The sequence below is a fragment of the Chitinivibrionales bacterium genome (genome assembly GCA_014728215.1).
Classification (GTDB): Bacteria; Fibrobacterota; Chitinivibrionia; order Chitinivibrionales; family WJKA01; genus WJKA01.
In genome coordinates this window covers 1-19318 of record WJLZ01000098.1, presented here as the reverse complement: position 1 = coordinate 19318, position 19318 = coordinate 1, and the positions used below count along the sequence as shown (strand labels likewise).

Annotated in this window: 22 protein-coding genes; 16 read left to right on the top strand and 6 right to left on the bottom strand. The window is 41.0% G+C overall.

Annotation, left to right across the window (positions count from 1 at the left end; translation table 11 throughout):
- Positions 1–35: 35 nt before the first annotated feature.
- Positions 36–179 (top strand): hypothetical protein, encoded by a 144-nt coding sequence (locus GF401_07685; GenBank protein ID MBD3344927.1) that lies wholly within the window; start codon positions 36–38, stop codon positions 177–179.
- Here the strand turns inward: GF401_07685 and GF401_07680 are convergent.
- The 3 genes from GF401_07680 to GF401_07670 are packed head-to-tail and all read right to left on the bottom strand — an operon-like array spanning position 176 to position 3120.
- Positions 176–1324: a glycosyltransferase gene (locus GF401_07680; GenBank protein MBD3344926.1), complete on the bottom strand. Its 1149-nt coding sequence runs from the start codon at positions 1322–1324 to the stop codon at positions 176–178. The two genes, GF401_07685 and GF401_07680, sit on opposite strands and share 4 nt — an antisense overlap.
- Positions 1317–2105: a methyltransferase domain-containing protein gene (locus tag GF401_07675; GenBank protein MBD3344925.1), complete on the bottom strand. Its 789-nt coding sequence runs from the start codon at positions 2103–2105 to the stop codon at positions 1317–1319. The genes GF401_07680 and GF401_07675 overlap by 8 nt, the downstream gene beginning before the upstream one ends.
- Before the next feature lie 16 nt (positions 2106–2121).
- Positions 2122–3120, bottom strand: a complete 999-nt coding sequence (locus tag GF401_07670; GenBank protein ID MBD3344924.1) for a glycosyltransferase — start codon at positions 3118–3120, stop codon at positions 2122–2124.
- Between the two features lie 190 nt (positions 3121–3310).
- On the opposite strand from GF401_07670, the gene GF401_07665 reads away from it, so the two are divergent.
- The 8 genes from GF401_07665 (at position 3311) to GF401_07630 (ending at position 12123) form a co-directional block, all read left to right on the top strand.
- A complete protein-coding gene (locus tag GF401_07665; GenBank protein ID MBD3344923.1) occupies positions 3311–4531 on the top strand; it encodes an oligosaccharide flippase family protein in 1221 nt (406 codons plus the stop codon).
- Complete coding sequence (locus tag GF401_07660; GenBank protein MBD3344922.1) at positions 4515–5186, top strand: methyltransferase domain-containing protein; 672 nt, start codon at positions 4515–4517, stop codon at positions 5184–5186. Before GF401_07665 ends, GF401_07660 begins: the two co-directional genes overlap by 17 nt.
- A 23-nt stretch (positions 5187–5209) precedes the next feature.
- Positions 5210–6241 (top strand): glycosyltransferase, encoded by a 1032-nt coding sequence (locus tag GF401_07655; GenBank protein ID MBD3344921.1) that lies wholly within the window; start codon positions 5210–5212, stop codon positions 6239–6241.
- A complete protein-coding gene (locus tag GF401_07650) occupies positions 6231–7253 on the top strand; it encodes a glycosyltransferase (protein ID MBD3344920.1) in 1023 nt (340 codons plus the stop codon). Before GF401_07655 ends, GF401_07650 begins: the two co-directional genes overlap by 11 nt.
- Positions 7254–7497: 244 nt before the next feature.
- On the top strand, positions 7498–8349 hold the full coding sequence (locus GF401_07645) for a hypothetical protein (protein MBD3344919.1): 852 nt from the start codon (positions 7498–7500) through the stop codon (positions 8347–8349).
- Positions 8350–8550: 201 nt separating this feature from the next.
- A complete protein-coding gene (locus GF401_07640) occupies positions 8551–9690 on the top strand; it encodes a glycosyltransferase (GenBank protein ID MBD3344918.1) in 1140 nt (379 codons plus the stop codon).
- Complete coding sequence (locus GF401_07635; GenBank protein ID MBD3344917.1) at positions 9687–10484, top strand: methyltransferase domain-containing protein; 798 nt, start codon at positions 9687–9689, stop codon at positions 10482–10484. Before GF401_07640 ends, GF401_07635 begins: the two co-directional genes overlap by 4 nt.
- 4 nt (positions 10485–10488) lie before the next feature.
- Entirely contained in the window at positions 10489–12123 is a 1635-nt protein-coding gene (locus GF401_07630) for a hypothetical protein (GenBank protein MBD3344916.1), read from the top strand.
- Between the two features lie 30 nt (positions 12124–12153).
- Here GF401_07630 and GF401_07625 read toward each other — a convergent pair whose 3' ends face one another.
- Complete coding sequence (locus GF401_07625) at positions 12154–12456, bottom strand: hypothetical protein (protein ID MBD3344915.1); 303 nt, start codon at positions 12454–12456, stop codon at positions 12154–12156.
- A gap of 210 nt (positions 12457–12666) precedes the next feature.
- Between GF401_07625 and GF401_07620 the strand changes: the two genes are divergently transcribed.
- The 3 genes from GF401_07620 to GF401_07610 are packed head-to-tail and all read left to right on the top strand — an operon-like array spanning position 12667 to position 14372.
- Complete coding sequence (locus GF401_07620) at positions 12667–13491, top strand: hypothetical protein (protein ID MBD3344914.1); 825 nt, start codon at positions 12667–12669, stop codon at positions 13489–13491.
- Positions 13488–14111 (top strand): methyltransferase domain-containing protein, encoded by a 624-nt coding sequence (locus GF401_07615; protein ID MBD3344913.1) that lies wholly within the window; start codon positions 13488–13490, stop codon positions 14109–14111. Before GF401_07620 ends, GF401_07615 begins: the two co-directional genes overlap by 4 nt.
- Positions 14112–14168: 57 nt before the next feature.
- Positions 14169–14372: a hypothetical protein gene (locus GF401_07610; protein ID MBD3344912.1), complete on the top strand. Its 204-nt coding sequence runs from the start codon at positions 14169–14171 to the stop codon at positions 14370–14372.
- 1 nt (position 14373) lies between these two features.
- Here the strand turns inward: GF401_07610 and GF401_07605 are convergent, their stop codons facing one another.
- Positions 14374–15021, bottom strand: a complete 648-nt coding sequence (locus GF401_07605) for a hypothetical protein (GenBank protein MBD3344911.1) — start codon at positions 15019–15021, stop codon at positions 14374–14376.
- Entirely contained in the window at positions 14957–15295 is a 339-nt protein-coding gene (locus tag GF401_07600) for a hypothetical protein (protein MBD3344910.1), read from the bottom strand. The genes GF401_07605 and GF401_07600 overlap by 65 nt, the downstream gene beginning before the upstream one ends.
- A 253-nt stretch (positions 15296–15548) precedes the next feature.
- Between GF401_07600 and GF401_07595 the strand changes: the two genes are divergently transcribed.
- The 4 genes from GF401_07595 (at position 15549) to GF401_07580 (ending at position 19280) form a co-directional block, all read left to right on the top strand.
- Positions 15549–16790 carry a phospholipid carrier-dependent glycosyltransferase gene (locus tag GF401_07595; protein MBD3344909.1) on the top strand — a complete coding sequence of 414 codons (1242 nt, stop codon included), beginning with the start codon at positions 15549–15551 and terminating at the stop codon, positions 16788–16790.
- Between the two features lie 119 nt (positions 16791–16909).
- Positions 16910–17836, top strand: a complete 927-nt coding sequence (gene mdh, locus GF401_07590) for a malate dehydrogenase (GenBank protein ID MBD3344908.1) — start codon at positions 16910–16912, stop codon at positions 17834–17836.
- 87 nt (positions 17837–17923) lie between these two features.
- Entirely contained in the window at positions 17924–18427 is a 504-nt protein-coding gene (locus GF401_07585; GenBank protein ID MBD3344907.1) for a zinc ribbon domain-containing protein, read from the top strand.
- Between the two features lie 382 nt (positions 18428–18809).
- Positions 18810–19280 carry a hypothetical protein gene (locus GF401_07580; GenBank protein MBD3344906.1) on the top strand — a complete coding sequence of 157 codons (471 nt, stop codon included), beginning with the start codon at positions 18810–18812 and terminating at the stop codon, positions 19278–19280.
- Positions 19281–19318 lie beyond the last annotated feature (38 nt).

The window sequence follows — 19318 nt, the reverse complement described above, 5'->3', positions numbered from 1 at the left end:
TGCTGATTGATCCACTGGATATTCATGAGCTCGCATTGGCGCTTGAAAAGGTGATCAGTGATGATAAATTCCGCAGGGATATTGCCCGGAAAGGGTTTCAGAGAAGTTTGCAGTTTAACTGGGAGCGCAGTGCAAAGCAACTGTTGAGCGTTTTTGAAGATATTTTGAACAACAGTTAATGTTTTCCACGCAGTTTGCTATAGATAGCAAGCGTTTCCTTTACCTGCCGGTCGAGAGTAAACCTGAAGGGAGTATTACGGGATAGCGTGAGTTTTCCCTCGAGAGCATCGGCCAGAATGTGTGACAACGCATCGACATTGCCGGGAGGAAAGAGCCATCCATTATCACCATCGATTATGATTTCAGGTATTCCACCAATAGTACCGGCAATTGCGGGAATACCTATTTGAGTAGCTTCAAGCAGAACAGTAGGAAAAGGATCGAAGTCAATTGAAGGAAGTACAAGGATATCGGTATGCGCATAAACTGAATTGATATCGCGACTCCATCCTTTAAAAATAACAGAGGCAGATAGATTATGTGAATTAACATAAGCAAGCAGATTTTTTTTATAGTCAGTACCAATTCCTCTGAATACATCACCAACAATTTTCAGCTCCCAGTTGTTTATTCCGTTTTTTTTCAACCTGTGTACTGCCTGCAGAAGAACGTGCTGTCCTTTTCTTTCCTGGATTACACCGATACATGAAAGTCGGATTTTTCGACGGTCTTTTGAAATTTCATTAAGGGGAGTGCTTTTCTGGAATGCAGGAGCCGGTTCAGGGAGACCGTTGTGGATTGTGATAGATTTTTGTTCGGCTACTCCGCCGTCAATTGCAGCTCTTTTAGTAGCTTCCGAAACGCATATAAAGCTCGTTATTTTTGCAGATGAAATTTTTATTGATAATCTTCTGATTTCCGGAACGTGCCTGACAGTCAAACTCATATGAAGCGTGGCCAGGGCCGGCCTGCGTAACAAAATTGATAACAGAGCTGAAACATCGATTGCCGGCAAGCACCAGGCATGGATAATGTCGGGCTTATATTTTATTGCGTACCGGAAAATTTTTACTAGACGCCACAGATATTGAAATGGAATAATAGGCACGCGAAACCATACCGACCCGGTAAAAAAATTTATATGCTGCACGCAAAGCGACTTTACCTGCTGTTTTGCAAGAGCATCGCTCATGGCACCGGTTTTGCCGAAAATAATTACCCGTGCGTTAATTGTGGCGGGATGGACGTGTGAGAGGAAATTAAGAAGAACCCTTTCGGCTCCTCCGATGAAATGTGCTGCGCCGATATACAGTATTTTAGTCATAGTGGCCTGCTTTTATCTGTTGCTTTGAAAGAATAATGCCGTGCTGTCCTCCGATCGTGATTTCTCCATCTTGATTGATTTTTCTTGAAACAAGAGTCTTTAAAATGTGAAAGCCTGCTTTTCTAGCGATCTTTTTTGCATGGGGTAATGTAATATATAAATTTGAGTGGTTAACCGGTGCAGCAAATTCAATAAATCCATTCGGGATACAGATTTGTTCAAAAAGGCAGTCAAGCAAAAAAAATGCATATGATTTCTTATTAAGAGAGAAAAATCTTTTTCTGCCGAAATATATAACAGCAATACCTTCGTATTGGAGAATACGGAATATTTCATCAATTAATATTTTAAATAGTTCAATTCTGCCAAGGTGCTGGAACACAATAAAGGTATAAGCAATATCAATCGCATTCTTCGTAAATGGTAAGTGGGCGCCGTCAAATTGTATTAATTGATAATTGAAAATGGCTCTGGTCTTTAGTTCTTTGCTTACTAAATTGTTTTTATTATGAATATCTATTCCGAGTGTTTTTCCAAAATGGTTTGCAGCCTCTGCAAGCAATCTTCCACCTCCATGTCCAATATCCAATGCAACTTTATCAGCAGGCAAATCGATATATTCATCTAAAGGTTTTTTTATATTAACAAGAAAATCTAATTTCCCTTTATTAAATGCAGTGTCTTTGTTTGACGAATTATTAAACCAGGAGAAGAAGTCATCGCTGGAGGCATGCGATACTTTTTCTATCTCTGCTCTGAAATTTTCAGCGTTTTTATGCATAACAGATAAAAATGTCTTAACTATATTTTTTCGAAATAAAATATGCCGTTTTTATTAATTTCATAATTGGAATTGGAAAAAGAGCCCATAAAAGCCTTCCTTTGAGCGCAGGCGTTTCAAGTAGATGATATCCTTTTTTCAAATGCTTTTTTGCTGCCTTATAACGACCTCTTTGTAAACAAGCCATTCCAAAAGAAAAATGAAAATGCTTTTCCGGAAGCTTCAGGGTATGAATGCATGGAATAATATCTTCTTTAGTGTGAATGTTTTTAACGGCATCCACCATTTGAACCGGAGTATAACCGGAAGCATAAAGGGTACAGGAAAGGGCGGAAAGCATAATCTGGTGGTCGGTATGACGGTTCGAAACTGAGTTTTTATAATTCGAGTAGTGGAGCAGAACATCCGGGATATTTTTTATTGTACCAACCTGTGCCATTCGATGCCACAAATTAATGTCCTGGCTGTAGATAAAGGACTCACAGTACCTGCCGACACGGATGAAAACATCTTTTCGAAACATGGCCGATGAATGCCGGATGGCATTCACATATTTAAGTCGCTCTCTTAATATTTGATTTTCGCAAATTACCCCCGCCTGGGCCCGAAGAACTTTTTTGTTTGGGGGATTCAGTGCCTGTGATCCGGTACCGCAGAGGACCAGGCTGCTGTCTTTCTGAAATTCCTTTATTTGAGACTCCAATCGTCTCGGCAGGGATATATCATCAACATCCTGAATGGCTATTAACGGGGCTTTGGCGCGGTTGATGGCAGTGTTCAGGGCTTTGGTAAGACCTTGATTTTCTTGGGAAACAATGGATATTCGTTCGTCGAGAGCATTATATTTTTCCAGAAGTTGTCCACTTCCGTCGGTGGAACCGTCGTCAATAATTATAAACTCAAAATTACCAAATGTTTGACGGAGTATGGCTGGAATGCTTTGATCCAGAAAGGAAATGCCGTTTCTTACTGCCATTATAACAGAAATATCAGGATTTATTATCATATGCTGCATAATGTGTCACCAAGATTATACAATATTATATAATTATGGTACAGGAAATATTAAGATAGTGAAGATAAACGGTCTTATGAGGAAATCCTCAGGAAGCAACCGTCGTTGAGAAAGATCCACCATTAAGCATATGCCGCATTCATTTATCACCCGTCTGAAAGCACTAATAAATAGCTGTCGACGACATTATATGATGAAAGACAGCCTGCTGATACTTGCATCTCAGATACTTATGGCACTGTTTAATCTTGCTGCAAGCGCATTTCTGGCCAGGAATTTGAGTATGGATGGTCTTGGTGAATATCAATTGATTCTAGCATATTTGGGAGTAGCTTCAATTGCCGCTCTGCCGGGAATGAATACAGCGATATATAAAAGTGTGCTTAAAGGATATGATTCGATTTACGGGAAAGCTCAGAAGAGAGTACTCGTATCGGTTTTAATTTGCTCCGGGTTGCTCATGACAACTTCGTGGATATACACAAATGTAAGAGGAAATTTTAAAGTAGGGCAAGTGCTCTTTTTTCTTTCTTTGTTGCTACCGGCAACCGGGTTTCAAAAATATGATAGCGTTTTGCTGCCGAAATGCAGATTCGTTGCATCACGATTAATTAGTGTTTTGTCTTCATTTCTCACAGCTATCGTTATAGGGCTCACATCATTTTATACGCATGACTTCAAAGCTGTGCTCCTTGCATTTATTGGAATCAATGGAATGCTTACTATTGCCGGCCATTTTATTGCAAAAATGTCTCTGGGTTCGGCAGAACCGAAAAATGACGAAGAAAAGAAAATTTTTCGACAAGGATGGGAATTCTCTTTGCTGGCTGTTTTTAATACAATCGTTTTGAAAATAGATAGAATAATTCTTGGTGTAATTGATCCACGTTATCTTGCAGTTTACTATATTGGCACAATAATGCCTCGGATTGTTAAAGACAATCTTAAAAACATTGCTGCAGTTCCCATTTCCTGGTGGGGTAGAAAAACACCTCAGGATAACATCCAGAAGCTGCTATCCAATTGGTATAAAATCCTTCTTTTCGGAGTCTGCTTGAGTGCAATAATTATTGCTGCAGCGCCGGTTGTATTGCCGATTTTTTTTGGAGAGGAATACAGAAAATCTGTAATTATTGCTCAGGTACTATCTTTGACTATTCCAACCAACATTCTTGCAGCTTTTGTTTTTTCCTTTGATACGTTTCAGCGACGCGGAAGATATGTACAAATACATTCATATATACAAAAAATTTTCTATTGTCTTTCGCTTGTGATTTTTCTTCAATTCTGGAAAATAAAAGCCGTGATTTTCAGCATTCTCCTTATGGAGTTGTACCGCGGTGTTGCAGCCATAGTGTATTTATTTATAATTTTAAAGCGATCGAACAGCATTGATGCAAAAGAAATTTAGAAAAGCCATGTTCATAACCTTTCGCCGGTATTACCTTGACCTGTTTCTTGATCAAAACAAGAAGCTGTACCATGGAATGGTTATTGATATAGGCGGCAAAAAAAAGAATAAACGAGGATCTTTCAGTCCGCCAAAGGATACTACCCTGCGGTGGATTTATCTCAATGGCAACAACAATGCAGATGTTATCGCCGATGCGTGTATTCTTCCCTTAATGACTGGTTGTGGGGATGTAATTGTTGCCTGTGAATTGTTTGAGCATCTGAGCGATCCATCCGGCGCACTTAAAGAAATAGCACGAATAACGAGGCCGGGAGGCAAAATCGTTTTTTCGATGCCTTTTCTTTATGCAATACATGCAGATCCGGGGGATTTTGTGCGATGGACAAAACAAAAAATCGAAAAGGAATTTAACCAAGCCGGCTTTTCCATTGGTTCTATTCTGCCGATGGGTGGATTTTTTGCCGTTGTCTATGATATGATGAATATGTATTTGCTGAAAAATCCCAAACGACACAGCATGCCCGCTTTTATAATGAAAAAGCTGCTTCATTTAACAAGACCAGCAATCCGGTATCTTGAACACCGAACAGCCTGGACCATGGAGCATTTTACAACCGGATATTTTGTGATTGCCGATAAACGATACTATTAAGCTTGGAGGCTGATAGTAATATAATGAATATGGAAAAAAAAGTTTTTGTTTACGGATCTGACAATATGGGATGGTCCATTGATTCAGACCGGAACCATGCGATCAGATTCTTGAATGATATTGGTATGAATATTTGCAAAACACCACTCTTTTGTTCGGCGATTCATTGTGTGTGGTGGACAAAGCTGAGGCGTGCTTTAATCGCGCCCTTTCGAAACAAAAAGATAATTGCCGTGGCAACAAATGAAATAAACGAACGGACAGAAGAATTTAATAAAATTAATTCGTTCGTTACATTATGGATCGCGCCAAGCCGAAAGCAGGAACTCTGGTTTTTGGAGCAAAATATCCCGTGTTTTTACTTGCCTTTTTATGTTGATGAAAAAGTGTTTTACCCACGGGATATACCTAAGGCAATGCTATGCGAAATGCTTTGTATTGATTATGCGCTGCTGGAGGATAGATTCATTATTGGTTCATTCCAAAGAGACTCTCTGGGGGAAAATCTGCAGAAACCAAAATGGCAGAAAAATCCTGATTTGCTTATTGATATTGTAAGCGAGCTACCGATTGATAGAGACAAGTTCGTTCTTTTGCTGGCGGGACCCCGCCGCCATTATATTATCGAACAGTGTCGGAAAAGAAATCTACCATTCGTATTTGTTGGCAAATATCCGCACAACGATGAAGATGATATACACTATAATACACTTCCAACAGAAAAAACGGCACTGCTGTATAATCTGATTGATTGCTACATCGTTACCTCTCGCTCGGAAGGAGGCCCAAAGGGAATTGTTGAAGCATCATATACAAAAAAGCCGGTGATAAGCACACGCACAGGTGCTGCACCGGATTATCTATGCGATAATGAAATCTTTGATTCAAAAGAAGAATGTATTAAAACGCTTTGCAAATTATATAATAGTAAGAGGTTTGCGGTCGGTATTGCAGGCAAATCGTTTGAAAAGTCTCTGTCGATTGGCTGCTACAAAAAGACAAAAGAACGATACTGTAAGCTTTATGTCTCGTTAGGAATAATTAATGAAGGTTGACCGTGTTAAGATAAACATTCTTTATGAATTCAAGGACAATGCATGGGGAGGGGGAAATCAGTTTCTCAAGGCATTGCAGGCGGAATTCAGGCGTAAGGAGGTATACGAAGATGAGCCCGGGCATGCGGATGTAATTCTTTTTAACAGCTTTCCGTTCAGGGAAGAATATCGTTTCAGGCAAATAGCCGAACTAAAGAAAGACGGCAAGATCATTTTTCATCGAATCGATGGACCGGTTTCAAGTATACGGGGAAAAGATAAATATATTGATAAGTTAATTTATATATTTAATATGACATTTGCAGATGCCAGTATTTTTCAGAGTGAATGGAGCAAAAACGAGAACTACAGGCTGGGCATCAGGAAAAATCCGGAAATTGTCATATCGAATGCTGCCGATGCTGCAATTTTTAATCGTATCAGCAAAGATGTGTTTACTCGAAACCGGAAGGTGCGGCTTATCGCGACGAGCTGGTCCTCCAATTGGCGCAAAGGATTTGATATATATGAATATTTAGATAAAAATCTTGATTTCAGCAAATATGAAATGACTTTCATCGGAAACTCACCGATAGAGTTTAAAAATGTTATTAAAAAAGATCCGCTTCCCAGCTATGAGCTGGCAGCTGAGCTGAAAAAGCATGATCTGTATATAACAGCGTCAGAGAAAGATCCGTGTTCAAATTCTCTGATCGAGGCTTTATCATGCGGCTTGCCGGCTGTTGCATTGATGGATGGGGGACATCCGGAAATAATCGGAGCTGCCGGTGTTTTTTTTACCGGAAAAAAGAATGTTCTTGAAGCGATAGATCGGGCGGTAATTGAATATGATACACTTGTCAGAGCGATAGTAATTCCGAGTATTACCGAATGTGCTATGAAATATTACGATTTTATGAGAGAAACACATAGTAAAATCAAAACAAAAGTGCTGCAAAGAAAAATGGTCGGTCAATTGCAGCAGCATATTTTCTTTTTGAAGATAAGGATCCTAAAGCATTTCAAAATTTGAGATTATGGCTGATAGCGAAAACACAAATGATTTAACCTGGATATACGGGTTGAAAGATAATATTCCGGCTTTTCTGCGACATTTAAAGGGCTCCATGCGACCAGGATTTTATCACTATTCGCTAACGGGAGATTATTTCGGAGAAAAGGTCAAATGGGGTTTGGGAAATGCGGTTTTTTTCTTGAAAATTGTGTATACTGTCGGATTGGAGACAATTTTTAAGCATGAGATTCGAGAAGCAATTATGTATATCAAAAGTTTTCAGAAAAGGAACGGCTTGTTCAAAGATGAGCTTTTGAGTTTGACGTCGCTGCCCTTGAGGATTACCGGTTTTTTAAGGCATCCTGATTTGCAGGCGCTTTCCGGAGCTGCAATTCTGCTGGCAGAGACCAGACAGGCCATTGCGACACTGGAGTTGTTTGGTGAGATGCCGAAATACACTTATGCGAGGGTGCCGAATAATAAAACAGAAGTGCAGAAATTTATTGACAGGCTTGATTGGAGCCGTCCCTGGGGCGCCGGAAGCCATTTTTCCCATCTTCTGTTTTTTTTGAAAAGAAGTCTTTTTACAAATAAAGAAGAACTCATAAATGCAGCTATCGAAATAGTAAACAACTTGAGAAACCATGATGGGTTCTGGTATCGAGGATACACAGATGAAGCTCAGAAGATAAATGGAGCAATGAAAATTATTACAGGGCTAAAAGCTGCTGATCGCTTGTCATTTTCTGATGGGGAGCAAATGGTCGACCTATGCTTAAATGCAATTAATAATCGTAATGCCTGTGATAATTTTAATATTGTATATGTTCTCAAATACGCATGGGAGCAGTCGGGGAAAGTTTACCGTACCGATGATATACAAAGATTCATGAGAAAACGGCTCCAGATGTGCAGAGAGTATTATTATCCTCAGAGTGGCGGATTTTCTTTTCGGAAAGGAAAAACAAACTGCATATATTATAATTCTCCGGTTGCGCGTGCAAAATACGAACCGGATATACATGGCACTGTAATGTTCCTTTGGGGGATATCGATTATCGCCATCGTGCTCGGACTAGAAAACAAATTAGGATTCAGGGAGTTTACGCCATGAGAAAGTCGGGGCAAGGATGTTAAATCTTTATCTGTCGAATGTGTAATAATCATGACTTTTTTTTCAGCTACCTTAAGCTCTAAGAGCAAAAAGAATTCTCTTAAAAAAATTCTTTTAGCAGCCCTTTATCACAGAAGCACCGATTTGGTGAGGTGTGGGCTGTTTGTAAGAATGCAGCGGTCATGAAAGACTAAGAATATCATGAACCTTGCCCTTTTTTTTACTTACAGGATATCGCTCAAAGACTGGATTGAGCAAGGGGTACTTGAGCGCGAAAAGCTTTTGTACGAGCGACTGCTTGACAATAAAGCAGTAAGTGCCGTATACTGGTTTACCTATGGGGCTGGTGACGGCATGCTGGCAAATGAATTGCACAAAAACGGAAAAATCAGCAATAAAATTATTGTAGTTCCGATGCCTCGATTGTTAAACGGGTGGCCGGGATGTCTTATTTACACCATTGCTATGCCTTTCATTCACAAGATTGTGTTGAATGGATGTGATATTTTAAAAACAAATCAGGTTCGAGGCTCCATTGCAGCCTTTGTCGCCAAGGTTGTTTTTAAAAAAAAATTGCTTGCCCGATGCGGATATCTGCCGTCTCAATTGAGAAAGGCTCAAAAGAGGTGGTTCTGGGCGATTACTCTCGGATATTCTGAAACCGTTCTTTTCAGACACTGCGACATTGCAATGGTAACAAGCGGTGAACAACGGAATTTTCTGATAAATAAACAGCACATTGATCCTCTAAAAATTGCTGTTGTTCCAAATTATGTAAATACACAGCAGTTCTACAACCGGGCAGCCGAAAAAGAAGAGAATGGAATTCTCTATGTTGGAAGAATAAGCCCCGAAAAGAACCTCTATTCTTTATGCGACGCCCTGCATGGTACAGATATGGTTTTGCATGTTTACGGTCGTGACATGATGAGTGGAACCTTGGCAAAGTTTGTTGCTCGCCATAATAATGAAGTTGAACTCAAGGGGGTTGTCGATAGTGCAAAACTTCCTTTTATATACAGCAGCTTCATGTACTATGCCATAGTATCATATCACGAGGGCATGCCGAAATCTCTGTTAGAAGCCATGGCCTGCGGTTGTGTCTGTATAGGCACCAATGTTCCCGGGATTAAAGAGATAATTAAGGACGGCATAAACGGTTATCTCGCCTGCGGAACAGGCAAGGATGCAATTCGCGAGGCAATCATGCGGGCAAGAGAATCGGATAATACCGAACTTGTGAAAGAAGCCGCGGCATTCGTGAGAGATAACTTTTCATTGGAAATGGTTGTTGATAAAGAACGAATGGTTATACAAAAGCTTGCCGGGATTTCAAAGTGAAATATTTCGATAAACAAAACGATCGCCTGGTATATATTCAGCAAAACGCCGATAAAGCATTCTGGCAGGACCACTGGAGAAAGCAGGATTACAGTTTCCTGAATACACGCAATATTCCCCGGAATAATTTTATTATCGAAACAACAAAAAAATATCTACCAGTGAATTCGCTGCTCCTTGAAGGGGGATGCGGAACAGCAAAGCAATCCTGGTATTTGCGTTGCACCGGATTTAAAGTTATTGCAATGGACTATATCTCTTCTCTTCCGGAAAAGATTAAAGAATTCGGCAAGGAGGTGCGGTATACCGTTGCCGATACACGACACATTCCGCTCCCCGAGCATTCTATTGACGGGTATTGGTCGCTGGGAGTAATTGAACACTGGTATGGCGGCTATGAGCAGTTTGTCAACGAAATGGCAAGAGTAATCAAACCGGGAGGATATCTATTTTTAACGTTCCCCTGGGTTAATAGTATACGAAGGCTTAAAATTATATTGAAAAAATACCCGTTATTTACTCATGAGGAGCAGGGCATTAAGCAATTTTATCAGTTTGCTCTGGAAAAGAATGATGTAGCACATAAGCTTACGCGCAAAGGCTTTGAGCTTGTTAAACAGGCGCCCTATGACGGTTTGAAGGGGATCCGGGAAGATGTTCCTCCTCTGAAAGGAATTGTAACGATGATATCCGGGTCAAAGCGACAGCTAATCAGAATATTATCCATGGCAATAAATCGGGTGGCCTGTCCATTAGCGGGCCATATGATTCTTCTAGTGTTGAAAAAAAAGTAGCAGCATGCGATTTCAAAAAGAAACAGTTATTCTTGCAGCGATAGCAGTGCTTTCCGCGGTACTTGTTCTTTTTTTCAGTTTTGCATTCCCACTCCACCAGCATGGCGATAACTGCGGCTATATGATCCTGGGAATGGCTTTTGCTCAGGGAAAAGGGTTTGTCGACATATCGCAGCCGTCAATGCCTCATTTTCTCTGGTGGCCGCCGGGATTTCCACTTTTTATTTCTGCGTTTTTTAAAATTTTCGGTCCCTGGTGGTATGTCCTAAAAACTCTTCTGTTTATCGGGCTTTTTGTGACGCTCTATTTCTTTGCACGATATATCTATAAAAAAGAAAAATCTCTTTTTGCAGCATCAGCAATACTATGCGCATTGGGTTTCAGCTCTGCGCTCCATTTGATGTCATCATATCTGTATTCAGAGATTTACTTTGTGATCTGCTCGATCCTCTTTTTCATTCTCTGGGATAGATGGAATAAAAAATTAACTGTTACGAAAATTGCAGTATTATCCTTGTGTGCTTTGTACATTGGAACCATACGGAATATCGGACTGGCACTTCCCCTGGCCTTTGCGCTTTATCTGGGGTTCAAGCTGAAGAGAAACGACAAAAAAGCACTCCGGCTATCCTTTCTATTTCCACTGGTATTAATAATCGGCTATGCTTCGGCCGCATTGGTTGCTCCCGGATTTCAAATTGGCTCCTTCGGTGCCTTCTTTGGGGTCAAGACCTATGAACACCAGCGGGGAATTGAAAACGGTGAAACCCAAACAGCACGGAGTAGTCACGGTTCAAACAGGAAAACATCCGAGGTTTTCATAAATAAGATACGAAAAATTGGCTTTTCCCTCCGGGGCTACATGCTTACCCTGATACCGCAAACATTGCTCCGCACAAGTTACTACTCCTTTCCCATGAGTAAAACAAAAGCACTCCTTACGGCAATTATTACGATTATTGTGCTCATCGGCTGGTATACGTCCATTTCACCCTATCCGCTCCCTGCACTTTATACCTTTGTTTACATGGGGGTGCTCTTGTTCTATGGCCCTCTCTATATACGATTACTGGTGCCGATCGTGCCTTTTCTCTTTGTCTATCTGTACAGAGGAATACGAGCCATTATTGGATGGAAAATCAAAAAGCCGGTGTTGGCGACATCGCTTATTGCGCTACTCTGGACCGGTGTTGTTGCAGATAATGCCTACTGGACTTTTTCCATGCCTCGCAAAGATATGAAAGCATCATTTAGTGACAGACAGTATCAAAAGGCTTTGCAGTGGGCGATAATAAATATCGGCAAAGACGATATCGTTGCATGCCAGACAAATCATTATCTTTTTCTGATGCGCGATGCTTTGACCGTTCCGGTTGAGAGTATTCACTCGCAGAAGGATGTCTTTAATTTATTGAAAGCTAACAATGTCCGGTATTTGATTGTAACAAAAGTTACCGGAAGGCGCTATGATACCCAGTGGAAAATTGTCGAGGATGTAATCAAGCAGAACAAGGAGCGCTTTATGGTTGTTTTCGGAGATCCCGAAACTGGTACGTATATAGTAAAGTATGTGCCCGATACCCATCAGAGTCCACAGAGACCGGCGGAAATGCACACATTTCTTGGGATTATGAATTGATAGATTGCCTGGGTGTCTGGGAGAAAATGGCTAAGGCTTTAAAATGTCACGCTGCTTGCGTAACTGCCTGTTTTCTTTTACAATCAATTTGATATCAGCATCAGAAGATTTGAGGTTGCCGTTGACTGGAAAACAATCGGCCGGGTCTATTTTGCATGCCTTGACACAGCGGCATATTGGTCGATGGCTGATAACAAGATCTCTTTCTACTTCACGGCAACTCATATTGTCGTGGACAACCATTTGCACAGCATGGAGCTTGAATTCGGCATCGTATTTTCTACGATCTTTTTCATGGAGACCTCCATAGTTACATTGTACTACATCGGCCAATTTCCGGCCCGGTGTAGCTTAACTATGTGTCCACTAAATCGCTCACCTTCCACTCTGTGAGGGTGATGTTAAGTATTTTGTTAAAAAATATTGAACTTCAATAAAAACATAAATTAATCCTAATTGGATAAACACTGATAAATTTTACTCTTTTGGAAAAATTCAAATTAAAAAGTAGTCTTACAAAAGAATTAATCTTATATAAAGTTTATGTTAAAAAATTTTCATCCCCGAAAAACAGAAAAAGAAAAAGGAAGCCCATATAGAATTTATATTGATAGATTTTTGAAAGAAAGTCTAGGTGGATTTATTCCAAAAAAAGAAAACAGCTTCGCTTTTTTTGAAAGGTTTAAGGGCAAAATCAACCAAAAAGCTCTTTTATTGAAGCTAAAATTATTTAGAAATACGAAAAAAAAGTATTTTGTTTATTATCATCTTCCGAAGACAGCCGGAACAGCGGTAAAATATTATTCCAGAAAAAGAAACCTGACAAACAGTATACTTACCCTACCCCACGAATATACAGTAAACAATATCAAATTTAGAAACAATAACGTTGTAAAATTCGGAACAGTAAGAAATCCTTTATCATGGTATGTTTCATTATATAAATTTAAAATAGAATCCAAAGAAAAAGATTATTCAGGCATGAGAGATACTTCTTTCAGAGATTTTTTCAATGATTTGGTCTTATTTAAAAATGGAAAAGAAGGAATTAAAAGATGGCACAAGCCATGGAGGAAAAATTCAGCTCCTTTTAAAATATTAGAAAATTATCATCCTCAATTTGGATTTTATTCCAACAACGTTTTTTATTATTTTGGTAGAGAAATAAATTTAGAGACAGCAAAAACAGAAAATATAAATCAGGATTTAGAAAAAATCTTTCAAGGAAAAGTAAAATTAAAAATAGAAAGCAAAATAAATACATCAGGTCACAGCTATTATATGGATTATTATACAGCCGAAATGATAGAAGAAATTAAAAACAGAGACAGGATTATTTTTGAAAAATTTTATCCGAAAGAATTATGAACAAAATAATTATAAAATTATTACTAAAACTGCATTCTTTTTGCTATAACTGGAGCAGTTTTTTTGCAATACGAGTCGAAAAAGGAGTTCATCCAAAACATAGGCTTACAAATTATCACAGCTTTTTTGTTGACAACATAAACATTGGAGACAATGTTTTGGATGTTGGGTGTGGAAAAGGGGTATTGGCATATGATATTTCAAAAAAAGCAGAAAAAGTCACTGCGATTGATATTGATTCAAAAAAGATTAAAGAAAATAAAAAGAAATTTGCAGGTAGGAATATAAAATATATTTCAGGCGATGCGACAAAAGATTTGGAAAATAAAAAATTTGATGTAGTGATTTTATCCAATGTTTTAGAGCATATAGAAAACCGTATTGATTTTTTAAGAAAAATGAAAAGACTAGCTCCTAAAATCCTAATAAGAATACCTTTGATAAGCAGAGACTGGATAACTCTTTACAAAAAAGAGTTGGGTCTAGAGTATAGGCTTCATAGGGGTCATTATATAGAGTATACGTTAGAATCTTTTAAGGGGGAATTAAATCAAGCGGAGCTTGAAATTAAAAGTTATTCAATTCAATTTGGAGAAATATGGGCAGTGATAAATTTTTAAAAAAGCATTCGTCCTTTTTTGACCGGAAGGAAAAAATCGAATTTGCAGGAGTAATTTTTGCCGCTTTTGCTGCATATTGGTCATCATAAATCGAAGATCCTCATCACGCTGTTTTGCGTCAATACGCACAATGACCCTCCGCGCTTTGTTTCAACTACCCGCTCGGTATTTCAATTAGGCGAATGTGCGGCACTGCCCGATCTCTTCACGCGTCCTTTCAGTCGGGGCACCAACAGCCAAAAGATGCTTTTTTTTGTATAATTCAGGTTAGTTCCGCATTTCTCTGGTGGACTTCCGTTTCCCGGAGAAGTAATAATTTTCGGATCATAAAAGAGCCGACAATAACGGCAATACTTCCCAGGAGAACGGCGCGTAGCGGCAGCCAGGGGATCGTATAGCGCGTAAAGCCAACTTCAACCGCCGCGGTAAGAATATAGCCGTAGATAAAGGCAACGACCACAAAGAAGATGCCGCTCGATACGATATCCCTGAAATTTTTCCAGAGGCTCGCTGCAGCAAAGGGTATACCGATAAAGAGCAGCCACGATGGAGGGTGAAACAACCCGCGGAGAAAGCGCCAGAGTATCAGCGAAGGGCCGGAGAGTGATGTAAGCGAATCCTGTCCGATTCCGTCAAGCACACGGGGATCGGGGTAATATTCGGACGATACGAAAAGTAGATGATATAAATCCATAAAAACAGACTTGATATATTTATAAGGATTGGCGGCAACTGATCGAATAAAAAATCCGATCAGCGCATCGTTTGCCTCTTTGTACGAAATACCCGAATCCGTAACAAGGCTTCGCATGACATCATGCGGGATCGCGTTTGCATCCCAGTCTTCAAGCGGACTCTTTGATCCGGAGCCGGGATTGATACCCCGAGCGCTGGATGCATTTTGCAGCATTTAAAAACAACGGATAAAGCGGCGCACGCCGCATGGTCATCGAAAACAAAGCGCTGCTGTGATCGCGTACCTGCGAAAGCCAGTGTATATATGAATAGCTGTCGCCGGTAATGCCGATGGGATTGTTAAATGCGTAAAGCAGGTGAGAGATCAGGCTGATGCCGACGCTAACAGAGAGAATATACCTGCCGCGCAAATATCGCTCGGGAATCAGGCATAGAGCCACCGAAAATACGATGAAAGGAGTAAGCTCATTGAAAATTAAATAGCTCATGGCACTTTCTGCAAATATATCACATTTACCGAAAATTATCAATCTGAGAAAGTACAGTTAATCTTTCCGGTAAATTCCACTTAAGTATACCTGCTATCTTATGTGTTGTCCATATGATGCGTATGGTATATACTATACATGCATTATAAGTGTCCTAATTCCCTAAAATGAATTCCGTGAAAATTATGTCTGCAACAAAGATCCTTCAACCCCCTACTGGCTTTTCTTTGCAGGGAGCAGGTTTGTTAATGTAATCATATCCCTTGGTTCTATTTACCTTTGTTATTTAATCGGACGAAAGCTGGTTAATAAACAGACCGGACTTGTCGCCGCACTTATCATGGCATTACTGCCGCTACATTTAACAAATTCGGTGCGCATTGTTCCGAATATGCTTCTGTTGCTGCTGACAGCTTGCACGATTTATTGTTCGCTTTTATATTTGCATTCCGACCGTCGGAGTGGCAGATGGCTTATTTTGTCATCGGTGTTTGCGGGATTGAGTCTAGGGACAAAATATCTGTTCATTGCGCCGCTGGCTCCCATTCTATCAAAATGGCTGAGAGACTTGGATAACGGGCGGGAATTTTTCGATAAGCGCCTGCTTATAATTATCGCTGTTGCTGCAGCCGCATTTTTTATATCGACTCCATTCTCGATTATATCCTTTGATGAATTTATTAGGGATATCAATTTCGAAAGGATGCATTATAAAGAGGGCCACCCCGGCGCGGAAACGTCTTTTGCGATATTCAGGTTTTTGAAATATCTCTTATTTCATGGCGCAACGCCGCTTTTATTTGCTGTATGTCTGGCAGGAATCGCATGGTCAACAAAAGACAAAAGTCGAGAATCACTGGTAATTTATTCAATTCCTGTGCTGTGGTTTTTTTATGCCGGGACCTATAAGGTTACTTTCGCCCATAATATTCTAACCTTTTCGATTGCTCTGTCGATTGGCGGAGCATATGTGTTGAGCAAAATTAATAATAGGAAATTGCAAATATTATTAATCGCAGCAATCGCAGCATATCCAGCAATAATCGATTTCGGCCATATAAAACAAAGGATAAAGCCCGACATCCGCCATGCTGCCGAGAAATGGGTTAACAGCAATTTGCTGGCGGGAAGCAAAATCGGTCAGGAAGTATATACCTGCTTCCCGGACAGCAAAAAAGTCGATGTTGTTTTTTCAGGCATCTGTGGCACTTCCTATATGACATCAGACAGCATTCGCGCGCTGGGCTATGATCATCTGATCATGGCCAGTCATTCGAGATTTTCAAGCGATCTCGATAAATACGCGGATAAAATTGCCAACAATGAAAGTCATCTGAAGGAGTTCGAAGAAGTCAAGGTGTTCAATCCCGGCAAGGAGTACCAAGGGGATGTCTTCAGAATTTTAAAATTTCACTATCGATACAACCTCCTATTCCCGACAATATCCCCAATTTCTCTCTATATCCTCAGATTTCACCCATTCAATATTGGATAACCGAGCAATAAAACTTATTTTAACACTCAACTTTAGAATTCCATCCCGCTACAACGGGAAAAAGGTTCGAGTTTCGATTTTTGAATTTCCGGCCCCGCCGGTATAGGGAGGATTTATTCATGAGCAAAGTATCAGTTATTGGAGCAGGACAAGTCGGTGCGACCGCGGCCTTGTATCTGGCACAGATGGACATCGATGAAGTTGTTATGGTTGATGTTGTTGAGGGGGTGCCGCAGGGCAAGGCATTGGACATGATGGAAGCTGCTCCGGTGCTCGGGTTCAATGCAAAGGTGACCGGCTCCAACGATTATGCGGCGATTGAGGGCTCTGATGTTATCATTCACACGGCAGGAATTCCCCGCAAACCGGGCATGGATCGCATGGATCTTTTAAAAACCAATGTCGGCATTGCGCGGAATGTTGCATCGGAAATCATGAAACATTGTCCTTCGGCGAAAATAATCGTGGTGGCAAATCCGCTTGACATTATCTGCATGGCGGTTCTTCGTGCAACAGGATTGCCTTCCAATCAGGTGATTGGACAGGCTGGGGTTCTGGATGGCGCCCGGTTCCGGTATTTTATTGCCGAGAAACTTGGCGTGACTCCCGGTGATGTTACAGCGATGGTGCTTGGCGGTCACGGCGATCAGATGGTGCCCCTGAAACGGTTCGCCTCGGTTGGAGGGATACCGCTTGACAATCTCATGGACAACGGTACTATCGAGCAGCTGGTTGCCCGTACCCGCACGGGTGGTGGAGAAATAGTCAAATACCTGAAAACCGGCAGCGCGTTTTATGCCCCGGCAGCATCATCGGTGCAGATGGCCGAGTCGATCCTCAAAGATAAAAAGAGAATTATCGCGGCGTCGGCATACCTGAACGGCGAGTATGGATACGATTCCATCTTCCTCGGCGTTCCTGTTGTGCTTGGAAAAGAAGGCATAGAAAAAATAATCGAGATAGATCTAACCTCAGAAGAAAAAACAGCGCTGGATAAATCGGTCGATGCCGTTAAAGATGGTGTCACTCAGCTTGACACTATTTAGATTATAATCGGCACGATTTATTTTTATAGCTGTTATACACTTTGGCCATTCCGGATCCGATATCCAATAAGCTGTGGAGGTTTAATCATGCCGATCTATGAATTTTACTGCGACAAATGTAACACCATTTTCAATTTCTTTTCCCGAAGCATCAATACCGAAAAGGTACCGCCCTGTCCCAGAGATGATGCTCATACCTTGAGCCGTAAGATATCCCGATTTGCAGCGCTCTCCGGATCGCGGAAAGGCGATGCCGGTGAGGGCGATGATCCCCTGGCAAACCTTCCCCTGGATGAATCAAAGATGGAGAGCGCTATGGCTTCGCTTGCCTCGGAAGCTGAAAAGATCAACGAAGACGATCCCCGTCAAGCGGCAAAGCTTATGCAGAAATTCTCCGACATGACCGGCCTTAAGTACAATGACAAAATCCAGGATGCTCTCAGCAGGATGGAGGCCGGTGAAGACCCCGAATCGTTGGAACAGGATATGGAAGATGCTATGGGTGAGGATGAAAACCCCTTTGTAATGTCCTCGGGCAGTGGAAAGAGAAACGCCCCGCCGGCAAAAGATGATACCCTCTATGAGATGTAGCTGCCATTCTTGAATGTAATCCCGGACTTTGTGATTTTATAATTTAGGGACGGAGGCAAATTTTATAATATTGTAATATTTGCCTCCGTCCCCAAACACTGGGGTCAAATGACCACACAACCATAAAACATTCATAACTCATTGAAAATCAGAGGTTTGAACGTTATACTTGTTTGTAGATATGACGGCTGGGGTGAAAAGACCCCAATTTATTACACGTTATATTTTGGCATTAATGTCATAAGTGGCAGAATTTATTAAGGTTGTGACTTCTGGCATGGGTCTTGCGGTGTTTAGTGGCGGATCGATAAGGAAAGGGCCCAGATCCAAAAAGTAAAACGGAAACAAGATATCCACCTTACACTTAACCTGGGAGGGTTATATGAAAAAGCTCCTTACCTCAATCGCAATCGCTGCTTTCGCTTTCAGCGTTGTAGCACAGGACGGCACGCAAACAGCAACACAAAATGCCGGCGAACTGGAAGAACTCAAAGCTGAAATCCAGACGCAGGTGATGAATAAGTTGCAGCAGATCCCTGATGATGTTCAGAAACAGCTTCAGGAAGCCAAACAGGCTGCAGAAGCTGCTCAGACAGCGCTGAAACAGATGAAAAAGCAGGGCGGTTCCAATGCCGATATCGATGCAGCAATGGAACAAACCCGTCAGCAGGCACAGGATAAAATCGGCGAAGCTATCCAGAAGATGGAACAGGTCTCAGAGAAAGTCCAGGAACAGGTGAAAGCTGCTGCGGAAGAAGTGCAGAAAAAACTTGCAGCCAAGGAAGGCGAGATCAAGCAGCTTCAAACAAAAATTCAGGATGGTACCGGTTCGGGTAGTCAGAGTGGCAAATAAATTTCCGATCCGATGTCGTGCACCGATGGCGGACGGAT

Excerpts from the sequence above, each read along its gene's own strand:
- GF401_07650 (MBD3344920.1), top strand. The coding sequence starts at position 6,231 with ATGAAGGTTGACCGTGTTAAGATAAACATTCTTTATGAATTCAAGGAC.
- GF401_07580 (MBD3344906.1), top strand. The coding sequence starts at position 18,810 with ATGAAAAAGCTCCTTACCTCAATCGCAATCGCTGCTTTCGCTTTCAGC.
- GF401_07605 (MBD3344911.1), bottom strand. The coding sequence starts at position 15,021 with ATGCTGCAAAATGCATCCAGCGCTCGGGGTATCAATCCCGGCTCCGGA.
- GF401_07615 (MBD3344913.1), top strand. The coding sequence starts at position 13,488 with ATGAACAAAATAATTATAAAATTATTACTAAAACTGCATTCTTTTTGC.
- GF401_07640 (MBD3344918.1), top strand. The coding sequence starts at position 8,551 with ATGAACCTTGCCCTTTTTTTTACTTACAGGATATCGCTCAAAGACTGG.
- GF401_07600 (MBD3344910.1), bottom strand. The coding sequence starts at position 15,295 with ATGAGCTATTTAATTTTCAATGAGCTTACTCCTTTCATCGTATTTTCG.
- mdh (MBD3344908.1), top strand. The coding sequence starts at position 16,910 with ATGAGCAAAGTATCAGTTATTGGAGCAGGACAAGTCGGTGCGACCGCG.
- GF401_07670 (MBD3344924.1), bottom strand. The coding sequence starts at position 3,120 with ATGCAGCATATGATAATAAATCCTGATATTTCTGTTATAATGGCAGTA.
- GF401_07585 (MBD3344907.1), top strand. The coding sequence starts at position 17,924 with ATGCCGATCTATGAATTTTACTGCGACAAATGTAACACCATTTTCAAT.
- GF401_07660 (MBD3344922.1), top strand. The coding sequence starts at position 4,515 with ATGCAAAAGAAATTTAGAAAAGCCATGTTCATAACCTTTCGCCGGTAT.
- GF401_07680 (MBD3344926.1), bottom strand. The coding sequence starts at position 1,324 with ATGACTAAAATACTGTATATCGGCGCAGCACATTTCATCGGAGGAGCC.
- GF401_07645 (MBD3344919.1), top strand. The coding sequence starts at position 7,498 with ATGTATATCAAAAGTTTTCAGAAAAGGAACGGCTTGTTCAAAGATGAG.
- GF401_07620 (MBD3344914.1), top strand. The coding sequence starts at position 12,667 with ATGTTAAAAAATTTTCATCCCCGAAAAACAGAAAAAGAAAAAGGAAGC.
- GF401_07655 (MBD3344921.1), top strand. The coding sequence starts at position 5,210 with ATGAATATGGAAAAAAAAGTTTTTGTTTACGGATCTGACAATATGGGA.
- GF401_07675 (MBD3344925.1), bottom strand. The coding sequence starts at position 2,105 with ATGCATAAAAACGCTGAAAATTTCAGAGCAGAGATAGAAAAAGTATCG.
- GF401_07630 (MBD3344916.1), top strand. The coding sequence starts at position 10,489 with ATGCGATTTCAAAAAGAAACAGTTATTCTTGCAGCGATAGCAGTGCTT.
- GF401_07665 (MBD3344923.1), top strand. The coding sequence starts at position 3,311 with ATGATGAAAGACAGCCTGCTGATACTTGCATCTCAGATACTTATGGCA.